Source organism: Photorhabdus caribbeanensis (genome assembly GCF_018448885.1).
GTDB classification, from domain to species: Bacteria; Pseudomonadota; Gammaproteobacteria; order Enterobacterales; family Enterobacteriaceae; genus Photorhabdus; species Photorhabdus caribbeanensis.
Genome location: NZ_RCWB01000008.1, coordinates 132,988 through 145,281 on the forward strand (window position 1 = coordinate 132,988; position 12,294 = coordinate 145,281).

The 12,294-nt window shown below is 43.0% G+C and carries 3 protein-coding genes; 1 reads left to right on the top strand and 2 read right to left on the bottom strand.

The window, feature by feature from the left end; all coding sequences use genetic code 11:
- Positions 1–11: 11 nt before the first annotated feature.
- Positions 12–7,556: a Tc toxin subunit A-related protein gene (locus EAE90_RS08055; protein WP_214053063.1), complete on the bottom strand. Its 7,545-nt coding sequence runs from the start codon at positions 7,554–7,556 to the stop codon at positions 12–14.
- Between the two features lie 698 nt (positions 7,557–8,254).
- Between EAE90_RS08055 and EAE90_RS08060 the strand changes: the two genes are divergently transcribed.
- Positions 8,255–9,166, top strand: coding sequence for a LysR family transcriptional regulator (locus EAE90_RS08060; RefSeq protein ID WP_281422325.1), 912 nt, complete (start codon positions 8,255–8,257; stop codon positions 9,164–9,166).
- A gap of 178 nt (positions 9,167–9,344) precedes the next feature.
- On the opposite strand, the gene EAE90_RS08065 is transcribed toward EAE90_RS08060, so the two are convergent.
- Complete coding sequence (locus tag EAE90_RS08065) at positions 9,345–12,161, bottom strand: RHS repeat domain-containing protein (RefSeq protein WP_214053065.1); 2,817 nt, start codon at positions 12,159–12,161, stop codon at positions 9,345–9,347.
- Positions 12,162–12,294 lie beyond the last annotated feature (133 nt).

The following is a 12,294-nucleotide window of genomic DNA, read 5'->3' on the forward strand; positions in this document are numbered from 1 at the left end:
CGTTGGGACGGTTATTTAATGGTGTAGCGGATATGCAAAATGATATCGTTCAGGGTTTTTAACATAGTGGCTTGTTTGCCTTTTTCCGGCATGGATGCATTTGGGAAACTCAGTGTCAGCGTGCCTTGATCAATGGCGATGCCTTCGAATGGCAGGAATTTGCCATCGTTGAAATCGAGCTGGAATTGGCCGCTGTCATTCATACCGTGAGAAACTGCCAGCGCTTCGCAGCCGTTAGCTAATCCGCTTTTATCGCTGTAAGACAATATTGCTTGCACATCCTGATATGGCCCCAGTAGCGCGGGCAGGGTAACGCTGATCTGTTTGATACGTCGAATTTTGCCAATAGATGCCGGGTAATCATCACGGATTTTCAAATCAGCTAATGAAACTGATGCCTGTAAAGCGGTTTTAGTGTCCGTGCCGGTGCCGAACGCTAAATTATTATTACCACTGCCGGCACTGCCTGAACCTTTATTCACCAGCTTTTCAATTTCCTGACTCAGAATGAATGGGCCTTTATCTTTTGGTAATCCAGCATAAACTTCGGCCAGCGACACCGTGCGTTCAACTTCTAATGCGCGTTTATCGCGTTTCAAATGGGCGTTTTCCATTTGTGCCAGACTCAGCATCAAGGTTTCACCAGCGAGCAGACCGGCATAGGTTCCTTGCCAGGCGCCCGGTTTAATAAAGCGTGCAGAGTCATCACTGATTTCCCAACGGTAAGCCTGTTCTGCCATTAAACAACGCGCGATAGCCAAGTCGTAGAATTGGAAGTAAATCGCCGCTAGTCGGCCACGTAGCCAGTTGTATAACGCCTGATTGCTGAACTTACGTTGCAGGAAGGCCAATTGGGATTGGGTCTGTTCTTGTTGAGTTTTCAGACTGGTTTTTTGCAATACGGCGGCTTCACGACGTACTGCCAGCGATTTAAGTTGGGCGTCGAGTTGTTTCAGCTCCGCTTCGGCATTGTTACGCTGGATCTCCCATTCCTGACGGCGACGACGGTAGGTTTCAGATTGGCTGATTTTATCCGCTTCGGTGTTCATAACATTAGCGGAGAATTCCATCACATAACCTGTTGCCTCAGCGATGGCTCCCCAACGGCTACCACCACCGGCAAAGCCGAAGATGTTAGGCACCAGATCGGCCGCCGCGCCAGCCAGACGGGATGCCTGAACTGCTGTGGTAAGTCCGGCGGCGGACGCTCGTAGCGTCATAGCTTGGTTTTCACCGGCGTTGATGTTTTCATCATACAGTTTGCTGTAGCTATCAAAGCGCGATTGCGCTCCTGCTTTGGATTTTTCCAACACTGTTTTCTCGGCATCCAATTCTTCAATGGTTTTGTCCTGAATGCTCAGGTTAGTCAATATCAGCTCGGCGGCCTGATTTTGTAATAACGCATTGAGTGCTTCCGCATCCTGACGTTCGATAATATTTTGTAACGTGGAGCCGAACTGGGTGAGCTGGCTAACCATGCTGCGAGCATTTTCCAGCATATGCGGGAAACGCCACAGGGACATAAAGGACTCCGGCAGTTTGCCTCCACCTTGAGAAGTAGCAACGGCGGCGCTGAGTAACGCTTTCGGGTCCGCCGGTGCGGCATAGATTGGCAGATATAACGGTTGGCCGTCGATAGAGAGGTTATGACGCAGATTGTATACTCTCTGAGCTAATGTCTGCCAATAATTCATCATCACTTCATTGATTTGCGGCAGGAAGAGATCGGTCAGGGTATTGGCGCTGTACAGTGATAAAGGTGCCGGTGTACTCTGTCGCAGGGCGATTATTGCGCTGGCGTGAGCATTTTGGGTAGTCATATCCGCGGCTCTGTCCAACCGTGGATCACTCCATGTCGTACTCAGCGGCAGATAAGGTTTGTCGCCCAATAGATGCAGCGCTTGCATATACCACATCTTCGCTTCGTTAAGTGTATCTCGTTCCAGTTGACGGTAAGCATGATCGCCGCGTGCTATCAATAGATCTAGGGTGCGCATAAAGGTTGAAACTTTGTAGTGCATTGGATCGTGTTGTGCTACCGCGTCGGGATCGACAGAATCCAAAGGATCACTGTTCCAACTGGTGTCTTCCAGTAATGGGCGGACGTTCCATTGGTAGTTCTGAATCTGGCCGTGAACAATATACCCGGATGGACTCCAGACATATTTCAGCCAGCGGTTGGCTTCATCAAAGTTTTGTTCATGCAACAAACGTTGAGCAACCAGCATCGGGGTATAGTAGAACAGTTCCCAGAAATAAAGGCTGTTAGCGCCGCTGAAATCCATTGGTTCGCTACTAATATTATTCAGGACATTGACGCTCTCAAAATGGGTCAAAATGGATTTAGGATTTATTGTTACTATTCCTTTATCATCTCTAACAAAGTGAGGGCCCCACCAGGTGCCATCTGATGGTGATTTCTTGAAGGTCATGTAAACCTTGGCGTTGTAATCTTGGTTCAATGGAACATCATCAAGAGGAATAAATAATGTGATGCTTATATTTGTATCTGTTAGCTGGCCTGAATAGATAATATGTGAATTATTATCAACAACATGTTTGATATAAAGCTTAAACCAACGTTCATCACCATGAGTTGATGGGTTATAGGGAGGAATCACGAACGTAGCATAAAAACCTTTGCCTAACTGTGGTTCCTGAATATTCTGAGTTTCGATGCTCAGAATGGTATCGATTCCGGTGGCGGCGCGTGCAACTAACTGGCGGGCAAATAGAGTATTCAGGCGAGTACGATAGGCTTGCCATTGCATATATTGCGCCCCATTTTCATTATGGTGCAGGGTCAGGGCATTATCGGTACTCACCTTGCGGATAACAGGAATACTGAAACTTTCATAACCCAGTTTGCGGCCATCTTCTGCAAATGCGGTAAAGGTGACATCAATACTGGCTGAATTGTTAATAAAGTTCAGACCAGAACCGTCTATTTCAAGGGTATTAAATTGATAATTCATTTCATCAAAGCTAGGTGATGGCTGAACTGAGACATCTTTATCTGCGGTAAACGTTTTCTCCTTGCCACCCACTTTGACTATTATCTGAACTTTTGCTGGAGAAATTGCAGTATTAATCTCTATTGGGCCTGAAACATCAGTAGCAGTCCCTTTACTGTCAGTCATAAAGATGTATTGCTTAAGATCATCCGGTTTATTCAGAGAGTCTGTAGCATAATCATCACCAATGGCGGCATTTTGGTTGGTTAGAGAACGTTTTGCTCCAGGAATCCAAGCTTCTACTTTAGATGGATAAGTGGTGTCACGGTGGAATAGTAGTCTCCCTTGATTGAGTCCACTGGTGTTTCCGCTATATTGATAGACGGGGTAAAACATGAGCTTATTTGACGAGTTATTTGGATTGACCCCCAAGCTAGTATAAACAATAAATTTATCACCCAGTTTGCCATATTTATTCATCAGGTTGCATTGGTTGCGTTGCTGACCTTCATATCCGTTATGAATAATTCTTAATTTTGGGGAGATATAGATTTTTAAATCACTTGATGTGGCTTTATAACTGATAATCGGAATATCCCCGTTATATACCATGCTGAGGTAATAATCTCCCCAATAATAATCTTTTCGGCTATTTACCGATGAAGGGATTTCATAATTCTCTGCATAGCGGTTATTCACTCTTCTGACACTATTAGTATCAAATTGTTGATAGCTATTATCCCGATAAACATTGCTCTGTTCTGGGGTCATATCTTTGGATGCCATATCGGCAAAGATATATAGCCCTTGCATTGCAGCGGTTTTGTAGCTATCTAGTGTGTCTTGTTGGTTATAAAACATCACCAGCAACGTATCTTCACCTTGATAACCGGCACAATAGAGTCCGGGCGTTTTATTTTTTGCCAGTTCTAGCTTGGATATTTTTTCATTGACATCAAAGGTGATTGGCGTATTCCAGGTGCCGTCATAGCGGATATGCGCCAATTTCAGCTCATAACGATAATCCGTCTCGGTTTGATAGCCATCTTTGCTATTTCCTGTCTGTTTGGTGATCTCCTTTTGTTCCAACCAGAGCAGATAGAGGCGGGATTTATATATCACCGGACGGATAGTGCTTTGGTAAGGATTAATTGGACAATCAATTTTGTGCCATTCGCTCCAGGCGTTAGCTGCGAATTTACCATCGCTGAATTTATTGTGATCGACACTGCGCCAATAATATTCACCGGCATCAGTTTCACTGAGTCCGATAAAATAGGTCAGCCCTTGATCGTTGTTAATATTATCGTGATATGCGCTAACAACTTTGAGATTAGCCACCTGTTCAAACGATGTCAGGTAAGACATAAAGGCGTCTTCGACCGTATCGGCGTTTAACTGGCTTTGGCTGACGGATTGCAGTAATGAGTCCATCATTTTAGTTTGTCCGATGCGCATGGTCGGATCAATATAGTTTTCCGGGTAGTAAACTAATTGAGAAACACCTGCCCAGGTGCTGTAGCGTTTATTGTATTTGTCCCAGTCGATAAAGAATTGGCGACTGATAACCCCTGAATTGGCATTTTCTTCCACATTTTCCAGCGCCCGGTTGACGTACAGTTGAATGCTGGCAATGGCTTCGGCGATTCGGGTGGTTTTGATTGCAGCGGAAACCTGATTATCAATCAGCAAGTATTGATACAGGTCATCACGGCTTTTAATGGCCGCCGCTGGTTTGGCGACTTGGCGGATATAGTAGGTGCTTAATGCGGCACTGCGGGATTCATCCAGAAAAGCGTGTAATGTATCCGCTTGTTGTGAATTCAATCCGGCGGTTAATATTCCCGCCGCGTTTTCCCACTGGGCATAGGTCGGCGTCTCTTTCATTGATTGAATATAATCCAGTCCGACCAAAGCAGAAACGCCCTGAGGGGCGACATTCAATTGCTGTGCAACATTAACCCATTGCAGGATGGTATCGATAGATGTCCAACAGGAGAACGCATTTTCTTGTGTTACTGGGGGAAGATGTTGATGATTTTGTGCTTGAGTACTGGCTTGCAACAGCAAATTAGCATCAAGATTCATGGCGTCAGCCAGTTGTTCTGCCGTTAACGTGTTAGTTTCAAATGCCGCTAACACCGAGGAGGCTTTTTCGCCTAGTGTGTTCACCCAATCCGCAAAACGCGCCAGCATAATCAGTGAAAGGGCATCATGCGCAGGCGCTGCTCCAGTTGCAGCGCCAAACATTTCTGGTTTTGTCACAAACAGGCGGAAGGCGTTTTCGTTAATGCCGGTGGAGTGGTAAACCATTTCTAATTGCGCCAGGGCCTGACAATACTGAACGATATGTTCCTGCATTTCTGCTGCTTTCGATGAACCCGGCGTATACTTAGTATTCAACCAGTCCCAGAATTTTTCTGCTGTCATTGCGCCGTCGCCGGGCTTTAACTTATCTGCCCAAAGCAACACTGAATGAGCGACATTTTCTGATGATAATTGCAAGGTGGCCGCAATATAGGGCGCCATAACATGCAGTAAATCTGCTTTGTCTTTATTAAGACCTTGTAAACCGTGGTAGACGGTATCCAGTAGATTCTTAATTTCAGGCGTTAGTGTTTTGTTATAGCTGGTGGAGGTCATAATAAACAACTGGAACACGCTCCACTTCTGTATATGTAACCAGCCGGTAATGGTATTGAGTTTTCTGATCAGGGTAGCCAATTGCTTATCATTGATAGCAGATAAATTAGTTTCCCCTTCACCCACAGCGACCAGCAATAAATCCAATTCATCAATGGTTAATTGATGGATTTCTGCCAATAATTTCCCAATATATAAATTGGAAAGATTCTTTAGGCTATTTTTAATCTTTCCGTCTTTATTATTATGGTCGGTAATTTTAAGCAGGCGGTAGAGCGAGACATCATCGATATTAAATGCACGCTTGAGTATGGTTTTGCGCCAATCGCCGGTGCTGCCTGGATTTAAATCAATCTCTTCATCTCCGGTAGAAAAATATTGGCCGCTCAGTAATGGCGTATTAAACAGGCGATCAAATTGGCTAGTTTGATTCTCATATGAGCGTTGTGAAATAAGCGCATTGCAGAGTATTAGGGCAGTTTCAGCATTAATAGCATAACACTGCATATAATATTTAGTCAGAAAAACTTTACCTAATACTTCTGCGTTGATATCCAGTTGCTGATTAACACTACGCACAATGCCTTCCAGAATCGTGGGTGACAATTCTGTTGCCCGGGATAGACGAATCGCTTTATTGAGTTTTAGCAAAAAAGAGTATTGGTTATACTCTTCAACGGTAAATTTTGCGGCGGCATATGCCCAAGAACTGGAAGGATATACTCGTGTTAAGCCGATTTCAAAAGGCTGACTAATATCAGTGGTACTTAATGTGATATTTGCGGAATATTCTATGTTGACCTGAGGAGCGTCTTCAGTTCGAACAAGTTCTCTTTTATCATTTAGCTTGATGGATAAATAGGAGACATCCCGAGAATCTTTGAATTTATAATCTAACCGATAATTTTCACCACCGAAGGGAAACAGCTCCACGTCCACTTGATAGGCATTTGTTGTATATTCGCGGGTAATCCGATATACCTTGACTGTGCCATCACTGCTGTTAACTATCGGAGTAATAAGTTGGTTATTACTATATTCCTGTTGACCAAAATTGCTGGCTTTACCAATAAACTGGCTCAGTTCTTCATCACTTAAATTGTAATAACGTTTAAGGTATTCCGGCATAGCCAGTGAGGCCGGTTCGATATTACCAAAATTTTTCTTATAAAGTTCCTCAGCATTACCTTCGGTAATCTCCTCCGTCAGAATATTAAACAGCTCAGGCGAGATTGAAGCGTTAATACCTAATAGGGAGGCTTGATGCATCAGCCCGGCAATTGCCGGTGATGCATTGAGTTGCTCAAGTCCAGGATCTTGTAGCTGGATAACTTCACGTACATTTTCATAAGCATCATGATAAGGCGTCGCGCCGGAAGGACGGAAAGTGGAGAGCATTTCCATCACTTTGGTATAGTTTTCCAGCTTAGACTCAGTTTTAATGCTTTCCAATAATAGCTCGTTGGACAAAGAAAGTGTGGAAAGTTCTGTATCCATATTTTGTTGACTGAGCGCCATTGATTTGAGATCTGGGCGGCGGGTATCAAGACAATAAACAGAGTCGCTGGCGTGTAAATTACGTGCTTCACGATAAAGCTCAGTCAAATAAGCGGCAGGGGAGAACATGGAGGAAACGGTACCCGGCGCGACATATTGACTGGCTCTGCCGCTGAATTGATTGTTATAGCCTGTCAATTCGGCATTAGGGGCGATGATGGCAAGGTGCACCGCATTTTGTAATTGAGGATTGGCGCGTTTGAGAATACGCGCTTCATACAAGCGGTTATCCTTCTGTGCCTGTTGTGCATTATGATATAAGTCGTGTGTTTCGGACCAGGAGAGGTGCTCAGATACTTGCTGGCGAAATTCGTTAAAAGAGCTGTGGCTAATATCTGTCAGACAACTAAAACCACACTGGCTTTTTAATACATCAGGTATCTCTTTTACAGACTCGTTCATATTTATTCCTTTTAAATCATAAAGTAAATGAAACAGCCTTGTTTCTTTTACATCATGGACCAATAAGAGAGTGATTCCGTTCCATCGGAAGAAGGGATAATCAAGGATAGGTTTTGAGAAATCGCTGAGATATGTATAGAAATAGTTTGCGAGTAAAAAATAAACCTAATCTTGATCTCTCAGAGAATCACTATCTCATTGTTTTATTTAAATAGCTGTTGCAAAAAAAGCAGATGCAAAATTTGCAACTGACTTTTTAATCAGGTTTGAGGAGAGATGGCACTTTGTTGTTCACATAATGAACTGTGCGAGAAAGATGAAGTTCAGTGATGGTGAATATAGATTGTATAATTTATTTGATGTTAAATTTGTGATTATTTTATATTGAACATCATGAGTATTTTGTCAACCAATTGAAATATTTAATTAAATGGTTAATGTTGCCTGTTTTTTCTTAATAATAACATGTGATTTTTATTTAGAATTATTATTGTGATGTAAGGGTGAATTACGTTTATTTTGCAACAATAATAAAAAATGTTTAATAACTGCTAAGAATAAAGATGATAAAACTCAATCTCAGTTAATGCATACTTCAATGTTAAATAATGCAAAGAAGAAAAGTCGTTGTAATATTTCATTGTTAATATTCCATTCTATTTAGGATGGAACAATTAATTAGAATAGAAGGATATATGATGCTGTTTTGTTCAAAGCACTTGAAGTATTTTATGGAATCGGCGAAAAGAGAATCATTCACTTTAGCAGCGGATACGCTTTGTATTACTCCTTCCCCCCTAAGTAGGATCATATATCAACTGGAACAACGTGTAGGTTGTCAATTGTTTGAAAGATTGCCGGGAAGGACCAAATTGACTGAGGAAGGGATGGCCTTATATCAGGAGCTATTGCCGTGTTATGAGAGAATTCAACGAGTTGAGGATAATTGGCATTATCGTAGAAGTGAGAAATTAACAAACTCAGGAAAACTGGTTATTGGGACCAGTGGGGAATATATTAATAAAATCCCGGAAGTGATAAAAAGGGCAGTGCAACGTTATCATTATCGTGATATTTACATAAAAAACAATTTTCTGGTTGATGATTCGGCAAGAAAAGAGGCGATATTTTCTTCATTAATGAAAGGAGAGATAACCGTCTATGTGACGACTGAACATTATCCTGACAACGATGATATTATCAGAATAGACGGAACTTATCAGATTTTGCGCCTTGCTATCGCGAATGATATTTTAGGATCGGAAAGTAACGCTGATAATATGATATATACACTGCCTTTGGCTCAGCATAATAGCGCTTTCTTTAAACAGTGTGACAATTTTACTTCGCTGAATTATCTCCCTGAGCATCGAAATTTAACTTTGTTAACTGTCCCTGATTTTACTCATCGGTTGGATTTAGTGAAATCAGGTGTCGCGATAAGCTTAATGACACCGAATGAAGTACTCTGTTCTGCTGATCTTCATAAAGGCATTACCTTTTTGAATTTTAAATCGTATCCAACGCCGTCAGTGAGGTATTGTGCTTATACTCTCAGGCATCAATATAAAGAGCCATTGAATTTATTGATTTCGGATTTAATTGCTTAGGATTGATTTAAGATATTTATCATTGAATTAATTAAACCATTTGTCTGGATTAATGAAATATTATCGTAATTGAATGAAACTTTCTTGAAGTTTTAATGATGATTGGTTGTGAAATCCCCTGAATCAATGTTCAGGGGATCTTTTATAACTAAATTAATGAATAACTGTTTTGCACAATTTAATCTGCTCTGGATGGCTTGAAGTTACCTGTGTAAGTATTACGTACATTCCTATGAGTAATCGCTGATGGTTTAATATCTTGTAATAATACATAGGTATCTCTACCTTGATGTCTCATTGAAATAACCTCGAATGGTGTTTCTCTCGGGAGCAATATTTCCGCTTGTCCAGCTTGTGGTCCACTGACTCTTAGTTTCAATTTATCAGCAAGGCTTTTTCTCGAATCGTTTAAATCCATCTTAAATACTTGCTCCTCACCGGCATTGTTATACATAGATGCCGCTGAGACATTGACGCCGGTATTGGTTAAAAATGCCATTTTGACATATCGAGTTTCACTGGTTTCTTTTTTATGCACAAAACTCAGAAAACCACGATGAGCTGATGTTGATGAATAAGCGTTATCTGAAACGATATCACCAACATTAATGCTATTTCCTTCCTGTGGGGAGTGCCAGGGGGAGGGCATGGAATTATCTACATAGGTCATCACCCGATAAGTTACCCGCATTTGTCTATCTTGTAGGGCAGATAATGTGGAATCTAATTTTTCCACTGCTGGCGTAATGCGGTTTTCCCTTATTGCTGAATTAATTTGCGAGCTGTCTGTGGTGTAGTTTTTAATTGGGCTAATATCTACACCGGGATTGCTAGTTAATAATTCATGGGCTTCTTGCTCTGTTTGTGCTGCAATAGCCCTTTGACGTTTGAAAGTTTGAGATGTTGCCATTTTTTTATAAACGGCTTCTTCCATTCCGGTAAAGGAACCCTGTTTTATTATCGCTTCTTCTGTTCTGTTGGCCGGTGATAATCCCTGAACATCAAATTGCGTCACCGGGTTATTTCTCACCATGCGATATAAATTCAGTCCGTCAATGGTTCCTGCCGGGTCTGCACTTAACCATCTGCCCGCCCACGGTTGGTAATAACGGTGGCCGTAGTAATACAGCCCGGTAGTATCCCGTTCTTTACCTGAATAACGAATGGTTTTATAGCTGGCTTCGGTTTGATTCCTTGCCGCCCACAGCGCTGTACCGCCAAATGGATAATACTCTTCCTCACTGATAATTTGTCCTTCGCTATCTAATTCAAGCTGGCTGGAGCCGATAAGGTTATCGTAGCTGTAACGAAGTTGATTGTTGTTGATATCTGTTGGCTTACCGCTCTCCCAATGCAATACTCGAACTTGCGCCCGACCGGCTTTACCGAGTGTGATAACTTGCAAATATTCCGTGGTAGTACTGCCGTGTTGAGTTGCGCGTAGTTCTAGCCCTGGCAAATAAATGACTCTTTGCTGCTGCGCGATATTCTGATTTTGTTGTTCATTCACTTTTAGCTGTCGTATGCCGTTGCTATCGTAGCGATACCACTCATTTCCTGCGCTGCTGTTGGCTTGTTTCAATTCGCCTCGCGGGGTCCAAGCGAGAACTTGACCGGGTAACAAGCTGGTTTGATGGCCTCCCGCATCAAATAAGGCATCAACTTGGGTTGGGTCTTCGGTCAATGTGCTGAGTACCGCGCGGTTGCTGCGATTTGAAACCGTTATGTTCGTCGTGTAGTTATTTTGCGTGGCTGGTGAACTATGCTGAATTTTCGTCAAATTGCCGCCACGGTCATAAGTATAGGAACGGGTATAGTTAGTGTAGGTGTTGTTATCAGAAGGTAGAGCCGGGGAGGGAAGTTGGTTATTTTGTTGACCAATATTGGCCATTTCACGCCCGGTAGCACTGATAAGCTGATACAGGGAATCGTAGGTATAGCTATTCTCCGGGGCTATTTTTTGATTGCGCCAAAAGCGGGTGGCTTCGGCATCATTACGAATACTAATGACATTGCCTACCGGGTCATATTGATAGCGTAAGTCTTGCAACACCTTGGTATCTGACGGACGGCGGGTGGTGATGCCAATAAGTCGTTGGGTTTCCGGTTCATAGCTGTATTCGGTGATAACGCCGTTACCGTGCTCTTCGCATAATTTTTGTCCGGCGGCGGAATAGGTCAGCGATTTGATAATCACTTGTTCGGCCTGACCTTTGAGTGTTAACCAACTCTCTTTTAGCTGCCCGGCTACATCATAGGCTTGCCGTTGAATGTTGCCTTTGGCATCGGTCTGGGTAAGTAAAGCCCCGGTGGCATCAATGCTGCTTTGGGTGGTATAGACATCACTGTTCAGTTTTTGCTGCCAGAGGCTCTGGTCTTCACCTGTCCAGTCGGCATTTTGGTTATCGATAAGCAGTTGTTGAGATTGTGATAAAACGGCGCCGGTCAGAGCAAGGCTGTTGAGTTGAGTGAGTCCTGCGGTATCGTAATGACGGGTACACTGACCAGCCAGGTTGTGCTCTTTTTCTTGTGGTGTATTACCGGCCCAGATAAGACGTTCGGTGGTTTTCTCTTCTGTCTGTACCTGTTCGGTAATAGCGAGCAGGCGACCGGGCAGGGTGTTATTTTCGTAGCGATGGTTCTGGCGGACGCCGGTTGCGTTGATGGTCAATACCGGGCGGCCTTCAATATCGTTGAGGGTAATAGCCCGGCCTGCATCGACGCTCTCTGTTCGCAGGATATTGCCGGTCAGATTGTGTTGCCAGATAAAATTTGGTTTCACCGTATTGTCAGTTTGCTTGGCGTCATACAGGCGAGGATCAATGCTTTGGTTTAAATATCCACCGGCATTATATTGATGGCGAGTAATACGGGTATCAATATTTGCTTCCGTGGTAGCACGGTGAAAACTGATGTTACGGACAGCCAGCCCACGGTTATCGTGGACACTAACAGTAGGCGTATGCTGATAAAGTTTGGGGTCGATGTTTTCCATCGTCATCTACTTCCTTTGTTATGTTGAATAATTTCTGCAATCGTTATTTTATCTACGTTACAGTGAATTAATGTTAAATTCACTCCTTCCACATAATAAGGATAATTTTTCTACTGAGGTAATTGAAATAACA

Bases quoted from the DNA above. Each gene is read 5' to 3' on its own strand.
- EAE90_RS08055 (WP_214053063.1), bottom strand. From the start codon at position 7,556: ATGAACGAGTCTGTAAAAGAGATACCTGATGTATTAAAAAGCCAGTGT.
- EAE90_RS08060 (WP_281422325.1), top strand. From the start codon at position 8,255: ATGCTGTTTTGTTCAAAGCACTTGAAGTATTTTATGGAATCGGCGAAA.
- EAE90_RS08065 (WP_214053065.1), bottom strand. From the start codon at position 12,161: ATGGAAAACATCGACCCCAAACTTTATCAGCATACGCCTACTGTTAGT.